This is a genomic window from Klebsiella sp. C239 (assembly GCF_048822715.1).
Classification (GTDB): Bacteria; Pseudomonadota; Gammaproteobacteria; order Enterobacterales; family Enterobacteriaceae; genus Klebsiella; species Klebsiella quasipneumoniae.
The window spans coordinates 537,509-559,960 of the sequence record NZ_JBMEZK010000002.1 but is presented as its reverse complement, the minus strand read 5'-3'; the positions used below and the strand labels follow the sequence as shown (position 1 = coordinate 559,960).

Here is a 22,452-nt window from a genome sequence, read left to right as displayed (position 1 = left end):
CCCAGATTGAGGATCCACGATTAATGAGCGATATGGCAGAGCGCCTTGCGCTGCATGAATTTACGGAAAATGCTTACCTGAACTACTCCATGTACGTGATCATGGACAGGGCATTACCGTTTATTGGCGATGGCTTAAAACCGGTCCAGCGTCGCATCGTCTATGCGATGTCCGAACTGGGGCTGAACGCCAGCGCCAAATTCAAAAAGTCCGCCCGCACCGTCGGCGACGTGCTGGGTAAATATCACCCACACGGCGACAGCGCCTGCTATGAAGCGATGGTGCTGATGGCGCAACCCTTCTCCTATCGCTATCCGCTGGTGGATGGCCAGGGGAACTGGGGGGCGCCGGACGATCCGAAATCCTTCGCCGCCATGCGTTACACCGAATCCCGCCTGTCGAAGTATGCCGAGCTGCTGCTCAGCGAGCTGGGGCAGGGGACGGTCGACTGGGTGCCAAACTTTGACGGCACGCTGCAGGAGCCGAAAATGCTGCCGGCGCGCCTGCCAAACATCCTGCTCAACGGCACCACCGGCATCGCGGTGGGCATGGCGACCGATATTCCGCCTCACAACCTGCGTGAAGTGGCGAAAGCGGCGATTACGCTGATTGAGCAGCCGAAAACGACCCTCGACGAACTGCTGGATATCGTGCAGGGACCGGATTTCCCGACCGAGGCGGAGATCATCACTTCGCGGGCGGAAATTCGCAAAATCTACCAGAACGGACGCGGCTCGGTGCGCATGCGCGCGGTATGGAGCAAAGAGGACGGCGCGGTAGTGATCAGCGCGCTGCCGCACCAGGTCTCCGGCGCCAAAGTACTGGAGCAGATTGCCGCGCAGATGCGCAATAAAAAGCTGCCGATGGTGGACGACCTGCGCGACGAATCGGACCACGAAAATCCGACCCGCCTGGTGATCGTCCCGCGCTCCAACCGGGTGGATATGGAGCAGGTGATGAACCACCTGTTCGCCACCACCGATCTGGAGAAGAGCTACCGCATCAACCTCAATATGATCGGTCTCGACGGCCGCCCGGCGGTAAAAAACCTGCTGGAGATCCTCAGCGAATGGCTGGTGTTCCGTCGCGATACCGTACGTCGCCGTCTGAACCACCGGTTAGAGAAGGTCCTTAAGCGCCTGCATATCCTTGAAGGTTTGCTGGTGGCGTTCCTCAATATTGATGAAGTCATCGAGATCATCCGCACGGAAGATGAGCCGAAGCCAGCCCTGATGTCGCGCTTTGCCATCAGCGAAACCCAGGCGGAAGCGATTCTGGAACTGAAACTGCGCCATCTCGCCAAACTGGAAGAGATGAAGATCCGCGGCGAACAGAACGAGCTGGAAAAAGAGCGCGATCAGCTGCAGGCGATTCTGGCCTCTGAACGTAAGATGAACAACCTGCTGAAGAAAGAGCTGCAGGCTGATGCCGATGCTTTCGGCGACGATCGCCGCTCGCCGCTTCACGAGCGTGAAGAAGCGAAAGCGATGAGCGAGCATGATATGCTGCCGTCTGAGCCGGTCACCATCGTTCTGTCGCAGATGGGCTGGGTGCGCAGCGCCAAAGGGCACGACATCGACGCCCAGGGGCTGAGCTATAAAGCGGGCGACAGCTGGAAAGCCTCGGCGAAGGGCAAGAGCAACCAGCCGGTGGTGTTTATCGATACCACCGGGCGCAGCTATGCCATCGATCCGATTACCCTGCCCTCGGCGCGTGGCCAGGGTGAGCCGCTGACCGGCAAGCTGACGCTGCCGCCGGGCGCGACCGTGGAACATATGCTGATGGAAGGCGACGATCAGAAACTGCTGATGGCCTCCGACGCCGGCTACGGTTTTGTCTGCACCTTCAACGATCTGGTGGCGCGCAACCGCGCCGGCAAAGCGTTGATCACCCTGCCTGACAACGCGCATGTGATGCCGCCGCTGGTCATTGAGGACGAGTCCGATATGCTGCTGGCCATCACCACCGCCGGGCGAATGCTGATGTTCCCGGTCAGCGATCTGCCGCAGCTGTCGAAAGGCAAGGGCAACAAAATCATCAACATTCCTGCGGCGGAAGCCGCCGCCGGCCAGGACGGTCTCGCACATCTGTTTGTCCTGCCGCCGCAGAGTACGCTGACCATTCATGTCGGCAAACGGAAGATCAAACTGCGTCCGGAAGAGCTGCAAAAAGTCACCGGCGAGCGCGGCCGCCGCGGTTCGCTGATGCGCGGTCTGCAGAAGATTGACCGTGTTGAAATTGACTCGCCGCGCCGCGCCGCGGCAGGCGATAGCGAAGAGTAAGCGCTTCTCCTCCCGTCTTTGACGGGAGGAGGCGAAAAAAAGCCGCAAAATCGTTGTTTATTCAGGCGTTGCGATTAACAATGTCCATCATCAGGGGCCCAGGAAGAACGGTCCCGGCCTGCGCAGAACTTGTGAGCCTGCCTTCTGCCAGCAGCGAATAATTCTAAGCGGTTTGGGTTTTAGAGGTAGCTATGCTATTCATTTTTCGAGTAATTTTTGTGGTCATTTATTGCATCGTAGTGTGCATACTTGGCTGTCTGTACTGCTTGTTCAGCCCGCGTAATCCAAAACACGTTGCCACTTTCGGCCATCTGTTTGGCCGCTTATCCCCGGTGTTTGGTCTGAAGGTGGAGCTGCGCAAACCTGCCGATGCGGAAAGCTATGGCAACGCGATCTACATCGCTAACCACCAAAACAACTATGATATGGTGACGGCATCTAACATCGTGCAGGCCCCGACGGTCACCGTGGGGAAAAAGAGCCTGTTGTGGATCCCGTTCTTTGGCCAGCTGTACTGGCTGACCGGTAATCTGCTGATTGACCGCAATAACCGAACCAAAGCGCACGGCACCATTGCCGAGGTCGTCAACGCCTTTAAAAAGCGTAAAATTTCGTTCTGGATGTTCCCGGAAGGGACCCGCAGCCGCGGTCGCGGTCTGCTGCCGTTTAAAACCGGCGCCTTCCACGCGGCTATTGCCGCCGGCGTGCCGATTATTCCGGTGTGTGTCTCGAATACATCGAATAAAATAAAGCTCAATCGATGGAACAACGGTCTGGTGATAGTGGAAATGCTGCCGCCGGTGGATACCAGCCAGTTCGGTAAAGACAACGTGCGCGCGCTGGCGACGCATTGCCGCGAGCTGATGGCCGCCAAAATCGCTGAGCTGGACAACGAAGTGGCCGAGCGCGAAGCGGCCGGTAAGCAATAAGACAGGAAACGCCGCCAACGCGCGCGTATTGCTGGCGGGAAACGAATTCCCTTTTTCATTTGTCAGTATGTCATGGAGTTAATATGTCACTCAGTCGGCGTCAGTTTATTAAGGCTTCCGGCGTAGCGCTGTGCGCTGGCGCCGCGCCGCTGAAGGCCCATGCCGCCGGCCAGCAGCCTGCGCTGCCGGTTCCGCCGCTGCTGGAGTCCCGTCGCGGTCAGCCGCTGTTTCTGACGCTGCAGCGTTCACACTGGTCGTTTACGCCAGGCACCCGCGCCCCCGTCTGGGGGATCAATGGCCGCTATATGGGGCCGACGATCCGCGTCTGGAGCGGGGACGACGTCAAGCTTATCTACAGCAACCGTCTGACGGAGAACGTCGCGATGACCATCCGCGGCCTGCAGGTGCCTGGCCCGCTGATCGGCGGCGCGGCGCGCATGATGTCGCCGAACGCTGACTGGGCGCCGGTGCTGCCGATCCGTCAGAGTGCGGCGACGCTGTGGTACCAGGCCAATACGCCGAACCGGATGGCGAAGCAGGTCTATAACGGTCTGGCCGGCATGTGGCTGGTGGAGGATGAGGTGAGCAAGAACCTGCCGATCCCTAACCACTATGGCGTCGATGACTTCCCGGTGATAATTCAGGACAAACGGCTGGATAACTTCGGCACGCCGGAATATAGCGAACCGGGCAGCGGTGGCTTCGTCGGCGATACGCTGCTGGTCAATGGCGTGCAGAGCCCCTATGTCGAAGTGTCCCGCGGCTGGGTGCGTCTGCGCCTGCTGAACGCTTCCAACTCCCGGCGCTATCAGCTACAGATGAGCGATGGCCGACTGCTGCATGTCATTTCCGGCGACCAGGGGTTCCTGCCGGCGCCGGTTTCGCTCAAGCAGCTGTCGCTGGCGCCGGGGGAACGGCGTGAAATTCTGGTCGATATGACCAACGGCGATGAAGTGTCCATTACCTGCGGCGAAGCGGCGAGCATCGTCGACCGTATCCGCGGCTTTTTTGAACCGTCCAGCATTCTGGTCTCCACGCTGGTGCTGACCCTGCGCCCGACCGGGCTGCTGCCGCTGGTCACCGACAGCCTGCCGGCGCGTCTGCTGCCGACGGAGCTGCTCTCCGGCACGCCGATCCGCAGCCGGGATATCACGCTCGGCGACGATCCGGGGATTAACGGCCAGCTGTGGGATCCGCAGCGTATCGATATCACGGCGCAGCAGGGGACCTGGGAGCGCTGGACGGTGCGCGCCGACCGCCCGCAGTCGTTCCATATTGAAGGGGTAATGTTCCAGATCCGTAACGTCAACGGCTCGACCCCTTTCCCGGAAGACCGCGGCTGGAAGGACACCGTGTGGGTCGACGGGCAGGTCGAACTGCTGGTCTACTACGCCCAGCCGTCGTGGCCGCACTTCCCGTTCCAGTATCTGAGCCAGACGCTGGAGCTGGCCGACCGCGGTTCGATTGGCCAGATGCTGGTGAATCCCGCACCGTAAACTCTTCGACCCTGGCCGGCATACGGTCAGGGTTTGAGAAAATCCTCCTTCATTTCCACTATCATTCCGGCTTATAATCCACGCCCTTTTGGTTATTTTTTTATCATTTCCCCGGAAGCAATATGAGCGCAATATCCCTGATCCAACCGGATCGTGACCTTTTTTCCTGGCCGCAATACTGGGCTGCCTGTTTTGGCCCTGCGCCATTTTTACCGATGTCGCGTGAAGAGATGGATCAACTTGGCTGGGATAGCTGCGACATTATTCTGGTAACCGGCGACGCCTACGTCGACCACCCGAGCTTCGGGATGGCTATCTGCGGCCGCATGCTGGAAGCGCAGGGGTTCCGCGTGGGGATCATCTCCCAACCGGACTGGAACACCAAAGACGACTTCATGCGTCTGGGCAAACCGAACCTGTTCTTCGGGGTCACCGCCGGCAACATGGACTCGATGATCAACCGCTACACCGCCGACCGTAAGCTGCGCCATGACGACGCTTACACCGCCGGCAACGTGGCGGGCAAGCGCCCGGACCGCGCCACCCTGGTGTATACCCAGCGCTGTAAAGAGGCGTGGAAAGATGTGCCCGTGATCCTCGGCGGCATCGAAGCCAGCCTGCGCCGTACCGCGCATTATGATTATTGGTCCGATACCGTGCGCCGCTCGGTGCTGGTGGACTCCAAGGCCGATATGCTGATGTTCGGCAACGGCGAGCGTCCGCTGGTGGAAGTGGCTCATCGCCTGGCGATGGGCGAAACCATCGACCAGATCCGCGATGTGCGTAATACCGCCATCATGGTGAAAGAGGCTCTCCCGGGCTGGAGCGGCGTAGACTCCACCCGTCTGGATACCCCGGGCAAAATCGACCCCATCCCGCACCCGTATGGTGAAGATCTGCCGTGCGCCGATAACAAACCGGTCGCGCAGAAGAAACAGGAAGCGAAAAGCATCACTGTGCAGCCGCCGCGGCCAAAACCGTGGGAAAAAACCTATGTGCTGCTGCCTTCTTTCGAGAAGGTGAAAGGCGATAAGGTCCTGTACGCTCACGCCTCGCGCATTCTGCACCATGAAACCAACCCCGGCTGCGCCCGGGCGCTGATGCAAAAGCACGGCGAGCGCTACATCTGGATCAACCCGCCGGCAATCCCGCTCTCCACTGAAGAGATGGACAGCGTCTTCGCCCTGCCTTACAAGCGCGTGCCGCATCCTTCCTATGGCGATGCGCGCATCCCGGCGTATGAGATGATCCGTTTCTCGATCAACATCATGCGCGGCTGCTTCGGCGGGTGTTCGTTCTGCTCGATCACCGAGCACGAAGGACGCATTATCCAGAGCCGTTCAGAGGATTCGATCATCAATGAGATCGAAGCCATTCGCGACACGGTGCCGGGCTTTACCGGCGTGATCTCCGATCTCGGCGGACCCACCGCCAACATGTATATGCTGCGCTGCAAATCGCCACGCGCCGAGCAGACCTGCCGCCGACTCTCCTGCGTCTACCCGGATATCTGCCCGCACATGGATACCAACCATGAGCCGACGATCAACCTTTACCGTCGCGCCCGCGAGCTGAAGGGCATCAAGAAGATCCTTATCGCTTCCGGGGTACGCTATGACATCGCGGTCGAAGATCCGCGCTATATCAAAGAGTTGGCGACCCACCACGTCGGCGGCTATCTGAAGATCGCGCCGGAGCATACCGAAGAGGGCCCGCTGTCGAAGATGATGAAGCCGGGAATGGGCAGCTACGACCGCTTTAAAGAGCTGTTCGACACCTATTCGAAGCAGGCGGGTAAAGAGCAGTATTTGATCCCGTACTTTATCTCCGCCCACCCGGGGACCCGTGATGAAGACATGGTGAACCTGGCGCTGTGGCTGAAGAAGCACCGCTTCCGTCTCGACCAGGTGCAGAACTTCTATCCGTCGCCGCTGGCGAACTCGACCACCATGTATTACACCGGCAAAAACCCGCTGGGCAAGATCGGCTATAAGAGTGAAGAGGTGGTGGTGCCGAAGGGCGATAAACAGCGCCGTCTGCACAAAGCGCTGCTGCGCTATCACGATCCGGCCAACTGGCCGTTGATCCGTCAGGCGCTGGAGGCGATGGGCAAGAAACACCTGATTGGCTCACGTCGCGACTGCCTGGTGCCGGCGCCGACTCTGGATGAGATGCGCGAAGCGCGTCGCCAGAACCGTCATACCCGCCCGGCGCTGACCAAGCACACGCCGATTGTGCATCAGCGTTCTAACGGTGGCGCAACGGCGAAAAAGCCCGTTAAACGGGGTAAAGTCGCCGGGCGTTAAGCCTGACTTTGCGCCCGGCAGCGTTTCGCTGGCCGGGCGGTTTCTCAAGCCGGACACGCGTCAGCGCTGCCCGGCTTTTTTACCTGTTATCCGCCGAACTGATCCGGGTCGGGCCCCAGACGCTTGCCCTGATCCAGCCTGGCAATCTCCCCCAATTCTTCTTTATCCAGGCGGAAATCCCAGACGTTAAAGTTTTCGGCGATGCGCGACGGCGTGACGGATTTGGGGATCACTACCAGACCGCTGTCGAGATGCCAGCGGATGACAATCTGCGCCGGCGTTTTGCCATATTTATCAGCCAGCTGATGGATAACTTTCTGATCGAAGACGCCCTTACCGCCCTGGGCCAGCGGGCTCCAGGATTCGGTCTGGATCTTGTGGGTGGCGTTCCAGGCGTGCAGCTGCCGCTGCTGCAGCAGCGGATGCAGCTCTATCTGGTTGATCACCGGCGCGACGCCGGTTTCATCAATCAGCTTCTGCAGATGCGGCACCTGGAAATTACACACGCCGATGCTCTTCGCCAGCCCCTGCTGCTGCAGCTCAATCAGCGCCTGCCAGGCCTCGACGTAATGGCCGATAGCCGGCACCGGCCAGTGGATTAAATAGAGATCCACATAGTCCAGCTTCAGCTTGCTGAGACTCTCTTTCAGCGCCTCGTGCGGCCGTTTTTGATCGTCGTTCCACAGCTTGGTGGTGATGAATAGCTCATCGCGATTGACGCCAGCGCTTTGCAGGGCGTTGCCGACGCCAGCCTCATTTTGGTACGCGGCGGCGGTGTCAAAAGAGCGATAACCGACTTCCAGCGCCTTATGAATGGCGGAGACGACTTCCTCGTTGCCAGCTTTCCACACGCCGAGACCCAGCTGCGGCATCAGGTTGCCGTCGTGTAGTTTTATAACGGTTGGATGTGTCATGCCTTCCTCCTGTTAATGAACTCGGCGAAGCAGGATCCGCCGAGGGGTAGCATTAAGTCTGGACGAAATAGCTAAAAACGGTAGTAAAAACACCTCTCCCCGACGTTTGTTTAACGTAAGGGGAGGTGAATCAGGCGGGGTAACTTAGCGGGCAGCCTCGTAGATACGACGGCTGACGTCCAGGGTGATATCCTGGCGCTCGCCCAGCTTGGTCATGCCGTGCTCTTCCAGTTTCGCCAGCAGCGCCGGGATGGAGCTACCGTCGAGACCGTAATCGGAGAGGCGGGTCGGCACGCCCATCTGCTCGAAGAACTGGCGCGTCGCGGCGATGGCGGCATCGATGCGCTGGTCGTCTGAGCCCTCGGTGATATGCCACACGCGCTCCGCATATTGCAGCAGCTTCTCGCGCTTGGTATCACGCTTCTCATTCCACAGCGCCGGCAGAACGATAGCCAGCGTCTGGGCGTGATCGAGACCATGCATCGCCGTCAGTTCGTGACCAAGCATATGCGTTGCCCAGTCCTGCGGCACGCCAGCGCCGATCAGGCCGTTCAGCGCCTGGGTCGCGGCCCACATAATGTTGGCGCGCACGTTATAGTTTTCCGGCTCCTGCAGCGCTTTCGGGCCATCCTCGATCAGGGTCAGCAGAATGCCTTCGGCGAAGCGGTCCTGAATTTTGCCGTCAACCGGGTAGGTGACGTACTGTTCGACGGTATGGACGAAGGCGTCAACCACGCCGTTGGCGACCTGGCGCGGCGGCAGGGTATAGGTGTAGACCGGATCGAGGATCGCGAACTGCGGCTGAACGTGGGAAGACATAAACGCGCGTTTGTCGCCGGTGGTTTTCCGCGAAATCACCGCCCCTTTGTTTGATTCAGAACCGGTCGCCGGCAGGGTGAGAACCGAGCCCATTGGAATGGCGCTGGCGATCTTACTGCCATAGGTTTCCAGAATTTCCCACGGATCGATGTTGGCGTCATAGTGGGCTGCTGCCGCGATAAATTTGGTGCCATCCAGCACCGAACCGCCGCCGACCGCCATCAGGAAGGTGACCTTCTCTTCGCGGGCGAGCTTCACCGCGTTCATCAGGGTTTCGTAAGACGGGTTCGGCTCGATGCCGCCAAATTCAAGGACGTCCAGGCCATTCAGGGCGGTCAGTACCTGATCCAGGACGCCCGTTTTTTTCACGCTGCCGCCGCCGTAGGTGATCAGTACGCGAGCTTCCGCCGGGATCTGTTCACGCAGTTTTTCAATCGCGCCTTTGCCAAACAGAATGCGGGTTGGGGTATGCAGGTCAAAATTATTCATTGCTTGAGTCCTCAAAAGAGTAAAACCGCCGACAGGGACGATACCGCTGCCCGATGACGGTTATTGTGGTCCTGGCGCCGTTGCCCCTCAATGCACATTTCTGCCTATGTCTTGCCTATTTCTCCATATGGCTGGAGAATTCGCGGCGGCCTGCGCACAATGTACGGGTGAAGAAACATCGGGAGAGACGGTGGTAATGCAACACGCAGAGATATGTCAGACACTGACAGAGAAGGTTAACCAGCTGAAAGATAAGCACGAAATGTTAAGTTCGCTGCTACCCGACGTCCGCCTGCTGTACGGGACGCAGCCGGGACCGCGGATGCCGGTGATGTACCAGCCGGGGATCGTTTTTCTCTTTTCTGGCCATAAAATTGGTTATATCAATGAGCGGACGTTTCGCTACGATACAAACGAATATCTGCTGCTGACCGTACCGCTGCCTTTCGAATGCGAAACCTTTGCCACCCCGGAGGTGCCCCTGGCCGGCATGCGCCTGAACGTCGATATCCTGCAGCTGCAGGAGCTGCTGATGGATATTGGCGAGGATCCGCTGTTTCAGCCCGCCGTCGCCTCCAGCGGGATAAACTCCGCAGTGCTCTCGGAGGATATCTTGTGCGCTGCTGAACGGCTGCTCGACGTGATGGAGCGGCCGCTGGACGCGCGGATCCTTGGCAAGCAGATCGTCCGCGAAATTCTCTACTATGTGCTGACGGGACCCTGCGGCGGCGCGCTGCTGGCGCTGGTCAGCCGGCAGACCCACTTCAGCCTGATTAGCCGCGTACTCAAGCATATCGAGAGTCAATACACCGAAAACCTCAGCGTCGATCGGCTGGCGGCGGAAGCGAATATGAGCGTGTCGGCGTTTCACCATAATTTTAAATCGGTGACCAGTACTTCGCCGCTGCAGTATCTGAAAACCTACCGTCTGCACAAGGCGCGCATGCTGATGATCCATGACGGGATGAAGGCCAGCGCGGCGGCGATACAGGTGGGCTATGAAAGCCCTTCCCAGTTCAGTCGCGAGTTTAAGCGCTACTTCGGGATGACGCCCGGGGAAGACGCCGCGCGTATTCGTACGATGCAGGGAATGTAATACCGGGGAGGAAGCAGGCCGGGCGGGCGCAGCCCCCCGGCAGTCGACATCAGGCGCTGCAGTATTTCTTTTTGATCACCACGAACAGCGTGCCGAGCAGGCCAGCCAGCAGCAGGGCAATCGGCAGGATCATCAGGCAGGTCATCACCTGATCTTCATGACGCTTCACGAATGGGATCATGCTCAGCGCATAGCCGAGGCCCGTGACCACGCCGACCCACAGCAGGGCGCTCAGCCAGTTGAAGAACTGGAAGCGGCGGTTCGGCAGACCGGAAATCCCCGCCATGGTTGGCAGCAGGGTACGGACAAATGCCAGAAAGCGGCCCGCGAGCAGCGCCAGCAGACCGTGGCGGTCAAACATGCAGGTGGCGCGCTGATGGTACTTATGCGGCAGGTGCGCCAGCCAGCCTTTCACCGTTTGCGTATTGCCCAGCCAGCGCCCCTGTACATAGCTCAACCAGCAGCCGAGGCTGGCGGCGGCGGTCAGAATGGCGATAGTGGGCACAAAGTCCATGACGCCTTTAGCAATCAGCGCGCCGGCGAGCAGCAGCAGGCTGTCTCCAGGTAAAAAGGAGGCAGGCAGCAGCCCGTTTTCCAGAAACAGGGTCGCGAACATAACCAGATATACAACGCCCACAACATGAGGGTTCGCCAGTGCGGCAAAATCATGTTGCCACAGCGCGGCGACAATCTCTTGAATGACAACCATGGACTTTCCTAAGTGGTACCGTATTGTTGACTAGTGTACTCCTGAAGAGACCCGAGCACCTTGATCCCGGGCGCAACAAAAGCGGCCGCTCCGATAAAAAGCGTCCGCTATTGTTGCCACTGACTGTCACTTTACACGATACGCGCGAAGCCCGCTGCTAAATCCGCCTGCAGATCGTCAACATTTTCGAGTCCAATGTGCAAACGGATCAGCGTACCGCTGAAGTCGACTTCCGCATCCGGTCGGATGTGAGCGATTTGCTCCGGCTGATTGGCCAGAATCAGCGATTCAAAGCCGCCCCACGAGTAGGCCATGCTGAACAGGCTGAAGTTGTCGAGATACGCTGCCAGCTCAGCGTCGTTGAGACGCTTGTTGAGCACAAAAGAGAACAGCCCGCTGCTGCCGGTAAAATCGCGCTTCCAGAACTCATGGCCTTTACTGCCGGGCAGAGCGGGGTGGTTGACCCGCGCCACCTGCGGATGCTGCGCCAGCCACTCGGCGATGCGCAGGCTGCTTTCATGATGCTGACGCAGGCGGACGCCCAGCGTGCGCAGGCCGCGGCTGGTCATATAGGCGGTATCGGCGTCCAGCATTTGCCCCATCAGATAGGCATTCTCACGCAGCTGCGGCCAGCAGCGCACGTTCGCCACCGCGGTGCCGACCATGGCGTCGGAGTGGCCGATCAGGTATTTGGTGCCTGCCTGAATAGAAATATCAATGCCAAAATCCAGCGCTTTGAACAGGATCCCCGCCGCCCAGGTGTTATCAATCATGATAATCGCTTCCGGGGCGACCTGACGCACGGCGGCGACAATCGCCGGCACATCGTGTACTTCCATGGTGATGGAGCCGGGCGATTCCAGGAACACCACGCGGGTCTCAGGGCGAACCAGACGGGCAATATCGGCGCCGATTAAGGGATCGAACCAGCTGGTGGTCACGCCGAGTTTGGCGAGAATTTTGGTACAAAAATCCTGGCTTGGCTCATAGGCGGTATTGGTCATCAGCACATGGTCGCCCTGCTCGACAAACGCCAGGATAGTGTTGGCCACCGCGGCGGCGCCGCAGGGGAAGAGGGCGCAGCCGGCGCCGCCCTCCAGCTCGCACATCGCTTCCTGCAGCGAGAAGTGGGTCAGGGTGCCGCGACGCCCGTAGAACAGCTCGCCGTTGGCCCGATTGCGGGTGGCGTGCTTTTTGGCCTCTACGGTGTCGAACACCAGCGATGACGCGCGCTGGATCACGCTGTTCACTGAGCCCTGGGTATATTTTTTGCTCCGCCCGGCGTTGACCAGCGCGGTATCAAGATGTTTATCAGCCATGTTGATGAACCTGTTTTTATACGTCTGGACGTCTAAACTAGCATGAATCTTCTTTTCTGTACCAGCGCGCTGCCGATACAGGCGAAAATTTTACCAGGCCCGCGGTTAGCCACTTTTTTACTGCGTAAGCGCAAGGAAAATAAACGTGATTTGCTGCACAGTGTAAATACTAATGAGAACCACTATCAATTCGATGTCGTTTTGATATTATTGTGGGCAGATTTTGTGATTATCGTCGTGGAGATAGAGCGTGGGTAATAATTTGATGCAGGCGGATCTCTCCGTTTGGGGTATGTATCATCATGCCGATATTGTCGTTAAGGTGGTGATGATTGGCCTGATTCTGGCGTCGGTCGTCACCTGGGCCATCTTCTTCGGTAAAGGGGCGGAAATCCTCGCCAGCAAGCGTCGCCTCAAACGTGAACAGCAGCAGCTGGCGGAAGCCCGCTCTCTCGATCAGGCCAGCGATATCGCCAGCGCCTTTGAGGCGAAAAGCCTCACCACCCAGCTTATCAATGAAGCGCAGAACGAACTCGAACTCTCCGCCGGTGCCGAAGACAATGAAGGCATCAAGGAACGAACCGGTTTCCGCCTTGAGCGCCGCGTCGCGGCCGTCGGTCGCCATATGGGGCGCGGCAACGGCTATCTGGCCACCATCGGCGCCATTTCGCCGTTCGTGGGCCTGTTCGGCACCGTCTGGGGCATCATGAACAGCTTTATCGGCATCGCCCAGACCCAGACCACCAACCTTGCGGTGGTGGCGCCGGGCATCGCGGAAGCGCTGCTGGCGACAGCTATCGGTCTGTTCGCCGCCATCCCGGCGGTGGTCATCTATAACATCTTCGCCCGCATGATCGGCAGCTATAAGGCCTCGCTCGGCGACGTCGCCGCTCAGGTCCTCCTGCTGCAAAGCCGCGACCTGGACCTCAGCGCCAGCGGCGTGAAGCCGGTGCGCAGCGCGCAGAAATTACGGGTAGGTTGATCGGCTATGGCGATGCGTCTTAATGAAAATCTGGACGATAACGGCGAAATGCATGAGATCAACGTGACGCCGTTTATCGACGTCATGCTGGTTCTGCTGATTATCTTCATGGTAGCCGCGCCGCTGGCGACGGTCGACGTGAAGGTCAATCTGCCGGCCTCCTCCAGCCAGCCGCAACCGCGACCGGAAAAACCTGTCTACCTGTCGGTGAAGGCGGATAAGAGCATGTTCCTCGGCAACGACCCGGTGACCGAAGCGAATATGATTAACGCCCTGGATAGCCTGACCGCCGGCAAAAAAGATACCACCGTCTTCTTCCGCGCGGATAAAACCGTCGATTACGAGACGATGATGAAAGTGATGGATACCCTGCATCAGGCGGGCTATCTCAAGATCGGGCTGGTGGGCGAAGAGACCGTCAAAGCCAAATAACCCGATGCTTTTCCTGAAAAGGCTGGCCGCGCGCCGGCCTTTTTTATTGTCCTCTGCCAGCGAAGTGTTGGCCTGGCGTTGCCATCACGTTATCTGTCTGAGATATAATGTCGCTTCTTTTTGTTAACTGACAGGATCTTATGGAACGCTTTCTGGAAAATGCTATGTACGCCTCGCGCTGGCTGCTGGCGCCGGTTTATTTTGGCCTCTCGCTCGGTCTGATTGCGCTGACCATCAAATTTTTTCAGGAGATCTTCCACATACTGCCGCATATTTTTAGCGTCAGTGAGTCGGATATGATTCTGACCCTGCTGTCGCTGGTGGATATGACCCTGGTGGGCGGTTTGCTGGTGATGGTGATGTTCTCCGGGTATGAAAATTTTGTCTCGCAGCTGGATATTAACGAGGGTAAAGAAAAACTCAGCTGGCTGGGCAAAATGGACGCGACGTCGCTGAAAAATAAGGTTGCCGCCTCCATCGTGGCGATCTCCTCTATTCACCTGCTGCGGGTGTTTATGGATGCGAAAAACGTCCCGGACAATAAGCTGATGTGGTATGTCATCATCCATCTGACCTTTGTGCTGTCGGCCTTTGTGATGGGCTACCTCGATCGTCTGACCAAAGTGAAACACTGAGCCTTTCTCTCCCGGCGGCGTTAGCCGCTGGGCTGTTTCTCCCCGTTTCTGCTGTTCTGCGCTGGCGTATGTCCGGGCTTCTGCTTTGCTTAAAGGGCGCTTAACAACGGAGGCAGGGTGATGACGCGATTAACGGCCAAAGATTTCCCGCAGCAGCTGCTCGAGTATTATGACTACTATGCCCACGGCAAAATCAGCAAACGCGAGTTTCTCCAGCTGGCGGGGAAATATACCGTCGGCGGGATGACCGCGCTGGCGCTGTTTAATCTGCTGAAGCCCGACTATGCCCTGGCAGAGCAGGTACCGTTCACCGACCCGGATATCCGCCCGGAGTATATTCATTATCCCTCTCCTGACGGCCACGGCGAAGTGCGGGCTTACATGGTGACGCCGACGAAAATAGCCGACAAAGCGCCCGCCGTGGTGGTGGTGCATGAGAACCGCGGCCTGAATCCCTATATTGAAGACGTCGCCCGGCGGGTAGCGAAAGCGGGGTATATCGCGCTGGCGCCGGATGGCCTGAGCTCCGTCGGCGGCTATCCGGGGAATGATGATGAAGGCCGCGCGCTGCAGCAGAAAGTCGATCCCGTGAAGCTGATGAATGACTTTTTTGCCGCGGTCGCGTTTATGGCGAAGCATCCGCAGGCGACGGGGAAGGTTGGTATCACCGGTTTTTGTTACGGCGGTGGCGTCAGCAACGCGGCGGCGGTCGCCATTCCGGAGCTGGCCTGCGCGGTGCCGTTTTACGGCCGCCAGCCGCCGCTGAAGGAGGTCGATAAAATTAAAGCGCCGCTGCTGCTGCACTATGCCGGCCTCGATAGCGGCATTAATGAAGGCTGGCCCGCCTATGAACAGGCGTTGAAGGAACATCATAAAATCTATGAGGCCTATCTCTATCAGGGCGTGAATCACGGCTTTCATAATGATTCCACGCCGCGCTACGATCGGGCTGCGGCGGACCTGGCCTGGCAACGCACGCTGGCATGGTTTGAGAAGTATTTACGCTAGCGCAACCGTCATAAATAGCGCTACCGCTCGCTCAAAAAAACGCTATATAATTTATTACATAACGATTGGGAGGGCGCGATGGAAAATCATTTTGGCAAAGGCTTAATGGCGGGGCTACAGGCATCCTATGCTGACACCGCCGCGCATGCGGCGAATTTTTGCGCCGACTATAAACGCGGGTTTGTGCTCGGCTACTCGCACCGCATGTTTGAAAAAACCGGCGACCGCCAGCTCAGCGCCTGGGAAGCGGGGATCCTCACTCGTCGCTATGGCCTGGACAGGGATATGGTGATGGATTTCTTCAAAGAAGGTGGGTCGGGTATGGCGATGCGCTATTTTCTGGCGGGCTATCGGCTGGAAAGCTAAACAGGACGGCTTCGCAGGCGGAACCGTCCTGTGGTGGGAACCCTTTCCCGTCAACGGGAAAGGGTGAAGACCTTACGCCTGGCGCTTATCTTCCGTTTGGGTGTCAAAGTCGCGGGCGTCGTGGCGCTCATGCAGCTGCTCATTGAGCGGGCCGTTGGTGCGGTTAACGATGCGTCCGCGCTTGACGGCGGGGCGGTTGCCGACATCCTGCGCCCAGCGCAGCACGTTGGTGTAGCTCCCGGCGTCGAGGAACTCCGCCGCGTTATAGACATTGCCCAGCACCACGTTGCCATACCATGGCCAGACCGCCATATCGGCGATGGTATACTCCTCGCCGGCCACATAGCGACCGCGGGCGAGCTGTTTGTCCAGCACGTCGAGCTGGCGTTTGGCTTCCATGGTAAAGCGATCGATCGCGTACTCGATCTTCACCGGCGCATAGTTATAGAAGTGGCCGAAGCCGCCGCCGAGGAAGGGCGCGGCGCCCTGCAGCCAGAACAGCCAGTTAAGGGTTTCAGTGCGGCCGGCGGGATCCTTCGGCAGGAAGAAGCCAAATTTTTCCGCCAGATAGAGAAGAATGTTGCCGGATTCGAATACTCGGGTGGGCGGCGTGGTGGAGTGATCGCTCAGCGCCGGGATCTTCGAGTTCGGGTTGATGTCGACAAAGCCGCTGGAAAACTGATCGCCTTCGCCAATGCGTATCAGCCAGGCGTCGTACTCCGCGCCGCTGACGCCCAGCGCCAGCAGCTCCTCCAGCATGATCGTCACCTTCTGGCCGTTGGGCGTGCCAAGTGAGTATAGCTGGAGCGGATGGGTTCCCACCGGCAGGACGCGTTCATGAGTCGCGCCGGAAACGGGACGGTTGATGTTGGCGAACGCGCCGCCGCTGTTTTGCTTCCATTCCCACACTTTTGGTGGCTGGTAGTTTTGCTCTGACATGCTGGTTTGCCTTTTTCGTGGATGTACAAAAAGTGTAGCAGGTGACCTCAGGCCATAATCCGCGCGGCCCACACGCTGACATCATCGCCGCTGCCCAGATCCGGCTGCACCAGACCATTGACCATAAAGGTCGGCGAGACATGGATGCCGTTCTGGCGGGCATATTTGCTGTGCCACTTGATCACGTCCTGCAGCTCCGGGCGGGCAAAGGCGGCTCCCAGCAGGACGTGACTGTAGCGCTCAATGCGTTCAATGATTTGCTGCGGCGTGGCGTTCATGTTCGGCCCGCTGCAGTGATCGGTAAATTCAAACTCTTCCCGATGGTCTGCCACGGCCTGCATCACCTTATGCGCCTGCTCTCTGCCATGCGGCAGGGTGGACGCGGCGAGGATGCAGCGGACAATCACCCCGGAGAACAGATGCCACGGCTGCGACTGCAGCCGTATCTTGATGGTTACGTTATCGGCGCCGACCTCATCGAGCAGATCGTCGAGTTTATTAAACGCGCGGACAGAGTAGGGGCAGGTGGGCTCAAGGAACACCTCAAACGTCCGCGGGCCGTGTCCCCAGACCAGCGGTTGGGCATTCAGATGCGAGGGTGTGCTCATTGTCGACTCCTGATGTTGCGTTGTTTTTTTGTTATATCACCGATAACGATATCACTTCTGCTTTCGGCTGCAGGGTTATTTTCCTTAACGGCACGATTAGCGAAACGAATGAGTGGTATCATCGTTACACCTCTGTCTGGTAAGTGCCTGCGGCAGGATAAGAAGAGGGAGTTTTGTTTCGCCAACTGCCCGGGCTGCATTTATTTGAGGTCAGGCTAAATGAGCAAAGGATCGACAAGCAGTGACGCCCCGTTTGGGACATTGTTAGGCTACGCGCCCGGCGGCGTGGCAATTTATTCATCGAATTACAGTAGCTTAAATCCGCAGGACTATCCGGATGACGCGACGTTTCGCAGCTACATCGGCAATGAGTATATGGGGCATAAATGGCAGTGCGTTGAATTTGCGCGCCGCTTTCTGTTCCTGACCTACGGGTTTGTCTTTACCGATGTGGGGATGGCCTATGAAATCTTCTCCCTGCGCTTTCTGCGCGAAGTGGTCAATGACAATATTCTCCCGCTGCAGGCCTTCGCCAACGGCGCCCGTCGTCCGCCGATCGCCGGTTCGCTGCTGATCTGGCAGAAGGGCGGCGAGTTTAAGCACACCGGCCACGTCGCGGTGATCACCCAGCTTGTCGGCAATAAGGTGCGTATCGCCGAGCAGAACGTCATTCACTCGCCGCTGCCGCAGGGCCAGCAGTGGACCCGCGAGCTGACCCTCGAGGTCAACGCCGGCCGGTACACCATCAAAGATACCTTTGCCGATACCGAAATTTTAGGCTGGATGATCCAGACCGACGATACCGAACACAGCCTGCCGCAGCCGGTGCTGCCGGGCGAGGCGATGGCGATCAAGGGCGCGCGGCTGCCGAACAACGGCCAGTTCCGCGGCAAATGGCTGAACGAGAAAGATCCGCTGCAGAAAGCCTACGTGGCGGCCAACGGCCATTTTATCAATCAGGATCCCTATCAGTATTTCACCATCAGCGAAAGCGCCGAACAGGAGCTGATTAAAGCCACCAACGAGCTGCACCTGATGTATCTGCACGCCACCGATAAGGTAATGAAGGATGATAACCTGCTGGCGCTGTTTGATATCCCGAAAATCCTCTGGCCGCGTCTGCGTCTCTCGTGGCAGCGCCGGCGTCATCATATGATCACCGGGCGCATGGATTTTTGCATGGACGAGCGCGGGCTGAAGGTGTACGAGTACAATGCCGACTCCGCCTCCTGCCATACCGAAGGCGGGCTGATCCTCGAGCAGTGGCTGAAGCAGGGCTACTACGGCACGGGTCACAATCCGGCTGAAGGTCTGCTCGATGAGCTGGCGGGGGCGTGGAAACACAGCCGGGCGCGGCCTTTCGTGCACATCATGCAGGACAAGGATCTGGAAGAGAATTACCACGCGAAGTTTATCCAGCGTTCGCTGACCCAGGCCGGTTTCGAGAGCAAAATTCTCTTTGGCCTCGATGAACTGCGCTGGGATGCCGCCGGCCAGCTGATCGACGCCGACGGGCGGCTGGTGAACTGCGTCTGGAAAACCTGGGCATGGGAAACCGCCATTGAGCAGGTGCGCGAAGTCAGCGCCGATGAGTACGCGGCGGTGCCGATTCGTACCGGACATCCGCAGAATGAGGTGCGACTGATTGACGTCCTGCTGCGTCCTGAAGTATTGGTATTCGAACCCCTGTGGACGGTGATCCCGGGCAACAAAGCGATCCTGCCGGTGCTGTGGTCGCTGTTCCCGCATCATCGCTATCTGCTGGATACCGATTTTGTGGTTAACGACGAGCTGGCGAAAACCGGTTATGCCGTGAAGCCCATTTCCGGACGCTGCGGGAACAATATCGACCTGATCGGGCCGCAGGATGAGGTTCTGGATCAGACCAGCGGCCAGTTTGTCGATCGTAAGAATATCTACCAGCAGCTGTGGTGCCTGCCGAAAGTGGATGGCAAGTATATCCAGGTGTGCACCTTTACCGTCGGCGGTAACTACGGCGGTACCTGCCTGCGCGGCGATTCGTCGCTGGTGGTGAAAAAAGAGAGCGACATAGAGCCGCTGATCGTATTGAAAGATAAAGCGTGATGTGCTGACCCCGGATAGCGGCTCGCGCCCTGTCCGGGGAGAGCGCAGAGACACGAGCCAGGATAGCCCGGTCCGGTAAGCGCCGCCGGGGAACACCTGCAATAAAGCCAAGATAATTAACACAACAACAAGACAGAAAAGGAAAATAGTATGCACGATCGGCGTCTCGCCGCCCGCGCGGGTGAACTCAAGCCCTCCGCCGTCCGCGAACTTCTCAAGCACAGTAAACTGCCGGGCGTGATCTCGCTTGGTGGCGGCATTCCGGCCCCGGAACTGTTTGATACCGAAGGCCTGGAGCTGGCGGTGCAGAAGGTGATGAGCGAGCGTTTTCATGACGCATTTCAGTACGGTCTGACCGAGGGCTACCCGCCGCTGCGTCAGGCGGTGAGTGAAATCTGCCACGCCCGTGGCGTGACCTGTTCAGCCGCTCAGGTCTATATCACCTCCGGCTCCCAGCAATCGCTGGATATCGTTGCCCGCACGCTGCTCGATCCAGGCGATACTATCGTCGTTGAGCGACCCACCTATCTGGCGGCGCTGCAGGTGTTTCAGCTGGCGCAGGCCAATATCCTCAGCGTCGATACCGATGATGACGGGATGCTGGTGGAGCAACTGGCCGACCTGCTGGAGACCACCCGCGTCAAAGCCGTCTACCTGGTGCCGACGTTCGGCAACCCCGGCGGTAAAACGCTGAGCGAGGCGCGTCGTCGCCGGCTGGTCGAGCTGGCGAAAAAATATGACTTCGTCATTCTGGAAGACGATCCCTACGGTGAAATTAGCTTTACTGACGCCGTGCGACGTCCGCTCTATCAGCACGCCGTTGAGCTGGGCTGTGAAGATCAGGTGGTTTACACCTCGACGTTTTCAAAGATCCTCGCGCCGGGGATGCGTATCGGCTGGATCGTCATGCCGGACTGGCTGGCGCAGCAGACGGTGATCGTTAAGCAGGCGGCGGATCTGCATACCAATATGCTGTCGCAGGTGATCACCGCGGAATACCTCAGCCTGAACCGGCTGCAAAATCAGATTGCGTTGATTCGCGAAGACTATCGCAAGAAGTGCGTGGCGCTGGCCGACGCGCTGGAGAGTCGCCTTGGCGAGCATCTGGAATTCAGCCGCCCACAGGGTGGGATGTTCCTGTGGGCGCGTTTCCGCTATCCGTTCGATACCATGGCATGGATGAAGAAAACGCTGGAAAACGGCGTTGTGTACGTCCCGGGGGAAGCGTTCTATCACGATAATCCGGATACCCGTACCCTGCGCCTTTCCTACTCCACGGTGTCGGAAGCGGGGCTGCTGACCGCCGTTGAGCGGCTGGCGGCCTCCCTGTAACGACCCTGCTGTGCGCCGCTAAGCGGCGGCGCACCCTCTTCGCCTCAGTAGCGAGAGGGGGTGACGCTAGCGTTCAGCGCTGGGGTCAATCCGTATCGGCGATGCGATCATCCAGCCAGACCAACATCAGCGCTGCGAGAAAAGCCACCGCAAAGGTACCAATAAACAACCACATAGATGTCCCTCACGGGTTAATTATTTTGCTGATTTTACCGGAGAGCGATCGTTTCGGTCAGAGATGGAGATTTTTGTCCCAGCCGCATGGCTGGCGAGAGAGAAAAAGTCATCGGCATCAATATCGAAGTTAAGAATAATTTCCCTGTATTCCCCACCGTTAATTAACGCTTTGGCTTCTTTAACACTACTGGCAATAATGACAGGCATCAGTTTTATCTCATTTTGAAAACTGAGAAGCAAAATAAGAGTTAGTTCGTACCAGATCAACTACTTTTTATCGTATGCGACCGCAGAAAAAAACGTCATCCCGTGGCCCGGCGATAGAGGAGGATTTTGTGACAGCGATCGGCTCATCAACAGCGGGATCTTATCGGACGCTGGGACGGGCTGCTGTTTCGCCAGCCCGCCGGGATTATTCACCCTGCTGTTTTGCCCGTAATATCTCGCCGCAGCGCTGCCGGTCCTGACGCAGCGTCTGCTGTTCCTGCGGGCTGAGCTGATGCCAGGTGTCCAGCATCCGCTGCCCCAGCGCCGGCAGGTAATGCGCTTTATGCAGCGCGTAGTCAGAATTCCCCCCCTCGACGATGTTTTGCATATCGTCGAGGAACTGGCGGCTGTCGTCATGATCGATCACGCAAAATACCGCCCGGTAGTAAGCTTCGTCTTCCTCGGTGTAATGCGGGGTGAACCACCAGACCAGCAGCGCGGTAAGCGCCAGCAGCGGGATAATAAAGGGTAATTTTTTCAACATCAGTTTTTCGGCCGGAGACAATCAGCCGTCAGTGTACCTGCAACGATGTCAGGATGTAAGCGCCGGCCCCGGCGGGCCGGCGCAGGCTAGTAGCCGACCGGGTAAATGCGGCCGGTCTGCACCCCTTCAATGCTGCGGCGATAGGCCTGCGCCACGGCGGCGGCGGGGACGCTGGCAAAGCCCGGGAAAAAGTCGCCGTAGGCCGCCAGCGACTCGCTGAGCACGGTGGGGCTGATGAGATTAATGCGGAGCCCGCGCGGTAGTTCGCAGGCGGCGGCGCGCACAAAGCCTTCCAGACCGGCGTTAACCGTCGTGGCATTGACGCCCTGAGCAATCGGCTCCTGCGCGACAATGCCGCTGACCAGAGTAATCGACCCGCCGTCGCGCAGGAAATGCTGGCCGATCAGCGCCAGGCGAATTTGCCCCAGCAGCTTGTCCTGCAGACCGAGGTTGAACTGGCTATCGGTCATGGTGCTTAACGGCCCAAAGTGCAGATTGCCGGTGGTGGAGACGATGGCGTCTACTTCGCCGGTCTGCGCAAACAGCGTCTCGACGCTCCCCTGGGAGGTAATATCCACCTGATAATCCCCCCGGGTGCGGCCGACGCGGATAACGTCATGTCTCTGGCCCAGTTCTTCGCTGACCGCGCGACCAATGGTGCCGCTGGCACCGATAACGATAATTTTCATGGCTGACTCCTCGTGAGGTGAAAGGCTATTCTTTAATAAAACGGATATCGGATAAACTGGCTAAAAGTTAGAACATTACTAACCAGAGG

General features: G+C 58.4%; 21 protein-coding genes and 1 pseudogene. 13 read left to right on the top strand and 9 right to left on the bottom strand.

The window, feature by feature from the left end:
• Positions 1 to 23: 23 nt before the first annotated feature.
• The 4 genes and pseudogenes from parC to ACOI6Z_RS07870 form a co-directional block, all read left to right on the top strand.
• Positions 24 to 2,282: a DNA topoisomerase IV subunit A gene (gene parC, locus ACOI6Z_RS07885; protein ID WP_064157992.1), complete on the top strand. Its 2,259-nt coding sequence runs from the start codon at positions 24 to 26 to the stop codon at positions 2,280 to 2,282.
• A 191-nt stretch (positions 2,283 to 2,473) separates the two neighbouring features.
• On the top strand, positions 2,474 to 3,211 hold the full coding sequence (gene plsC / locus ACOI6Z_RS07880) for a 1-acylglycerol-3-phosphate O-acyltransferase (RefSeq protein ID WP_004205223.1): 738 nt from the start codon (positions 2,474 to 2,476) through the stop codon (positions 3,209 to 3,211).
• Between the two features lie 83 nt (positions 3,212 to 3,294).
• The gene (ftsP, locus tag ACOI6Z_RS07875; RefSeq protein WP_023291023.1) at positions 3,295 to 4,707 is read left to right on the top strand and encodes a cell division protein FtsP; all 1,413 of its coding nucleotides are present in this window, start codon (positions 3,295 to 3,297) and stop codon (positions 4,705 to 4,707) included.
• A gap of 33 nt (positions 4,708 to 4,740) precedes the next feature.
• Positions 4,741 to 6,980 (top strand): annotated as a pseudogene (locus ACOI6Z_RS07870) (YgiQ family radical SAM protein); the annotation flags it as partial.
• A gap of 119 nt (positions 6,981 to 7,099) precedes the next feature.
• Here ACOI6Z_RS07870 and dkgA read toward each other — a convergent pair.
• Both dkgA and yqhD read right to left on the bottom strand, forming a co-directional pair.
• Positions 7,100 to 7,927, bottom strand: coding sequence for a 2,5-didehydrogluconate reductase DkgA (gene dkgA, locus ACOI6Z_RS07865; RefSeq protein ID WP_032454068.1), 828 nt, complete (start codon positions 7,925 to 7,927; stop codon positions 7,100 to 7,102).
• A gap of 144 nt (positions 7,928 to 8,071) precedes the next feature.
• The gene (gene yqhD / locus ACOI6Z_RS07860; RefSeq protein ID WP_065812818.1) at positions 8,072 to 9,235 is read right to left on the bottom strand and encodes an alcohol dehydrogenase; all 1,164 of its coding nucleotides are present in this window, start codon (positions 9,233 to 9,235) and stop codon (positions 8,072 to 8,074) included.
• A 196-nt stretch (positions 9,236 to 9,431) separates the two neighbouring features.
• Between yqhD and ACOI6Z_RS07855 the strand changes: the two genes are divergently transcribed.
• Positions 9,432 to 10,331, top strand: coding sequence for an AraC family transcriptional regulator (locus tag ACOI6Z_RS07855; RefSeq protein WP_032454066.1), 900 nt, complete (start codon positions 9,432 to 9,434; stop codon positions 10,329 to 10,331).
• Between the two features lie 49 nt (positions 10,332 to 10,380).
• On the opposite strand, the gene yghB is transcribed toward ACOI6Z_RS07855, so the two are convergent.
• Positions 10,381 to 11,040, bottom strand: coding sequence for a DedA family general envelope maintenance protein YghB (gene yghB, locus ACOI6Z_RS07850; protein WP_004205217.1), 660 nt, complete (start codon positions 11,038 to 11,040; stop codon positions 10,381 to 10,383).
• 131 nt (positions 11,041 to 11,171) lie between these two features.
• Complete coding sequence (gene metC / locus ACOI6Z_RS07845) at positions 11,172 to 12,359, bottom strand: cystathionine beta-lyase (protein ID WP_065812819.1); 1,188 nt, start codon at positions 12,357 to 12,359, stop codon at positions 11,172 to 11,174.
• Between the two features lie 250 nt (positions 12,360 to 12,609).
• Between metC and exbB the strand changes: the two genes are divergently transcribed.
• From exbB to ACOI6Z_RS07820, 5 genes are all read left to right on the top strand, one after another.
• Positions 12,610 to 13,341, top strand: coding sequence for a tol-pal system-associated acyl-CoA thioesterase (gene exbB / locus ACOI6Z_RS07840; protein WP_004174395.1), 732 nt, complete (start codon positions 12,610 to 12,612; stop codon positions 13,339 to 13,341).
• A gap of 6 nt (positions 13,342 to 13,347) precedes the next feature.
• Positions 13,348 to 13,773, top strand: a complete 426-nt coding sequence (exbD, locus tag ACOI6Z_RS07835) for a TonB system transport protein ExbD (RefSeq protein ID WP_065812820.1) — start codon at positions 13,348 to 13,350, stop codon at positions 13,771 to 13,773.
• A gap of 140 nt (positions 13,774 to 13,913) precedes the next feature.
• Positions 13,914 to 14,408, top strand: a complete 495-nt coding sequence (locus tag ACOI6Z_RS07830) for a TIGR00645 family protein (RefSeq protein ID WP_004105804.1) — start codon at positions 13,914 to 13,916, stop codon at positions 14,406 to 14,408.
• Positions 14,409 to 14,528: 120 nt separating this feature from the next.
• Positions 14,529 to 15,416 (top strand): YghX family hydrolase, encoded by an 888-nt coding sequence (gene yghX / locus ACOI6Z_RS07825; RefSeq protein ID WP_065812821.1) that lies wholly within the window; start codon positions 14,529 to 14,531, stop codon positions 15,414 to 15,416.
• 78 nt (positions 15,417 to 15,494) lie between these two features.
• A complete protein-coding gene (locus ACOI6Z_RS07820; RefSeq protein ID WP_002916743.1) occupies positions 15,495 to 15,782 on the top strand; it encodes a DUF2623 domain-containing protein in 288 nt (95 codons plus the stop codon).
• 72 nt (positions 15,783 to 15,854) lie between these two features.
• Here the strand turns inward: ACOI6Z_RS07820 and yghU are convergent, their stop codons facing one another.
• On the bottom strand, positions 15,855 to 16,721 hold the full coding sequence (yghU, locus tag ACOI6Z_RS07815; protein WP_032454062.1) for a glutathione-dependent disulfide-bond oxidoreductase: 867 nt from the start codon (positions 16,719 to 16,721) through the stop codon (positions 15,855 to 15,857).
• A 47-nt stretch (positions 16,722 to 16,768) separates the two neighbouring features.
• Entirely contained in the window at positions 16,769 to 17,329 is a 561-nt protein-coding gene (locus ACOI6Z_RS07810; protein WP_004150918.1) for a DsbA family protein, read from the bottom strand.
• A 20-nt stretch (positions 17,330 to 17,349) separates the two neighbouring features.
• Between ACOI6Z_RS07810 and ACOI6Z_RS07805 the strand changes: the two genes are divergently transcribed.
• The 3 genes from ACOI6Z_RS07805 (at position 17,350) to ACOI6Z_RS07795 (ending at position 20,746) form a co-directional block, all read left to right on the top strand.
• Positions 17,350 to 17,472: a hypothetical protein gene (locus ACOI6Z_RS07805; RefSeq protein ID WP_032454061.1), complete on the top strand. Its 123-nt coding sequence runs from the start codon at positions 17,350 to 17,352 to the stop codon at positions 17,470 to 17,472.
• A 76-nt stretch (positions 17,473 to 17,548) separates the two neighbouring features.
• A complete protein-coding gene (gene gss / locus ACOI6Z_RS07800) occupies positions 17,549 to 19,414 on the top strand; it encodes a bifunctional glutathionylspermidine amidase/synthase (protein WP_044524715.1) in 1,866 nt (621 codons plus the stop codon).
• 150 nt (positions 19,415 to 19,564) lie between these two features.
• A complete protein-coding gene (locus tag ACOI6Z_RS07795; protein WP_023291014.1) occupies positions 19,565 to 20,746 on the top strand; it encodes a PLP-dependent aminotransferase family protein in 1,182 nt (393 codons plus the stop codon).
• A gap of 195 nt (positions 20,747 to 20,941) precedes the next feature.
• Here ACOI6Z_RS07795 and ACOI6Z_RS07790 read toward each other — a convergent pair whose 3' ends face one another.
• The 3 genes from ACOI6Z_RS07790 to ACOI6Z_RS07780 form a co-directional block, all read right to left on the bottom strand.
• A complete protein-coding gene (locus ACOI6Z_RS07790; RefSeq protein WP_064155323.1) occupies positions 20,942 to 21,130 on the bottom strand; it encodes a hypothetical protein in 189 nt (62 codons plus the stop codon).
• A 205-nt stretch (positions 21,131 to 21,335) separates the two neighbouring features.
• Positions 21,336 to 21,674 carry a hypothetical protein gene (locus tag ACOI6Z_RS07785; protein WP_023291012.1) on the bottom strand — a complete coding sequence of 113 codons (339 nt, stop codon included), beginning with the start codon at positions 21,672 to 21,674 and terminating at the stop codon, positions 21,336 to 21,338.
• A gap of 86 nt (positions 21,675 to 21,760) precedes the next feature.
• Positions 21,761 to 22,363 (bottom strand): short chain dehydrogenase, encoded by a 603-nt coding sequence (locus ACOI6Z_RS07780; RefSeq protein ID WP_064155322.1) that lies wholly within the window; start codon positions 22,361 to 22,363, stop codon positions 21,761 to 21,763.
• Positions 22,364 to 22,452 lie beyond the last annotated feature (89 nt).

What these genes read in the sequence shown, in the direction of transcription:
- parC (WP_064157992.1), top strand. Translation starts at nt 24, where the DNA reads ATGAGCGATATGGCAGAGCGCCTTGCGCTGCATGAATTTACGGAAAAT.
- ACOI6Z_RS07830 (WP_004105804.1), top strand. Translation starts at nt 13,914, where the DNA reads ATGGAACGCTTTCTGGAAAATGCTATGTACGCCTCGCGCTGGCTGCTG.
- ACOI6Z_RS07820 (WP_002916743.1), top strand. Translation starts at nt 15,495, where the DNA reads ATGGAAAATCATTTTGGCAAAGGCTTAATGGCGGGGCTACAGGCATCC.
- exbD (WP_065812820.1), top strand. Translation starts at nt 13,348, where the DNA reads ATGGCGATGCGTCTTAATGAAAATCTGGACGATAACGGCGAAATGCAT.
- yghB (WP_004205217.1), bottom strand. Translation starts at nt 11,040, where the DNA reads ATGGTTGTCATTCAAGAGATTGTCGCCGCGCTGTGGCAACATGATTTT.
- ACOI6Z_RS07790 (WP_064155323.1), bottom strand. Translation starts at nt 21,130, where the DNA reads ATGCCTGTCATTATTGCCAGTAGTGTTAAAGAAGCCAAAGCGTTAATT.
- ACOI6Z_RS07810 (WP_004150918.1), bottom strand. Translation starts at nt 17,329, where the DNA reads ATGAGCACACCCTCGCATCTGAATGCCCAACCGCTGGTCTGGGGACAC.
- ACOI6Z_RS07855 (WP_032454066.1), top strand. Translation starts at nt 9,432, where the DNA reads ATGCAACACGCAGAGATATGTCAGACACTGACAGAGAAGGTTAACCAG.
- ACOI6Z_RS07780 (WP_064155322.1), bottom strand. Translation starts at nt 22,363, where the DNA reads ATGAAAATTATCGTTATCGGTGCCAGCGGCACCATTGGTCGCGCGGTC.
- ftsP (WP_023291023.1), top strand. Translation starts at nt 3,295, where the DNA reads ATGTCACTCAGTCGGCGTCAGTTTATTAAGGCTTCCGGCGTAGCGCTG.
- plsC (WP_004205223.1), top strand. Translation starts at nt 2,474, where the DNA reads ATGCTATTCATTTTTCGAGTAATTTTTGTGGTCATTTATTGCATCGTA.
- ACOI6Z_RS07785 (WP_023291012.1), bottom strand. Translation starts at nt 21,674, where the DNA reads ATGTTGAAAAAATTACCCTTTATTATCCCGCTGCTGGCGCTTACCGCG.
- ACOI6Z_RS07795 (WP_023291014.1), top strand. Translation starts at nt 19,565, where the DNA reads ATGCACGATCGGCGTCTCGCCGCCCGCGCGGGTGAACTCAAGCCCTCC.
- yghX (WP_065812821.1), top strand. Translation starts at nt 14,529, where the DNA reads ATGACGCGATTAACGGCCAAAGATTTCCCGCAGCAGCTGCTCGAGTAT.
- dkgA (WP_032454068.1), bottom strand. Translation starts at nt 7,927, where the DNA reads ATGACACATCCAACCGTTATAAAACTACACGACGGCAACCTGATGCCG.
- yqhD (WP_065812818.1), bottom strand. Translation starts at nt 9,235, where the DNA reads ATGAATAATTTTGACCTGCATACCCCAACCCGCATTCTGTTTGGCAAA.
- gss (WP_044524715.1), top strand. Translation starts at nt 17,549, where the DNA reads ATGAGCAAAGGATCGACAAGCAGTGACGCCCCGTTTGGGACATTGTTA.
- metC (WP_065812819.1), bottom strand. Translation starts at nt 12,359, where the DNA reads ATGGCTGATAAACATCTTGATACCGCGCTGGTCAACGCCGGGCGGAGC.
- yghU (WP_032454062.1), bottom strand. Translation starts at nt 16,721, where the DNA reads ATGTCAGAGCAAAACTACCAGCCACCAAAAGTGTGGGAATGGAAGCAA.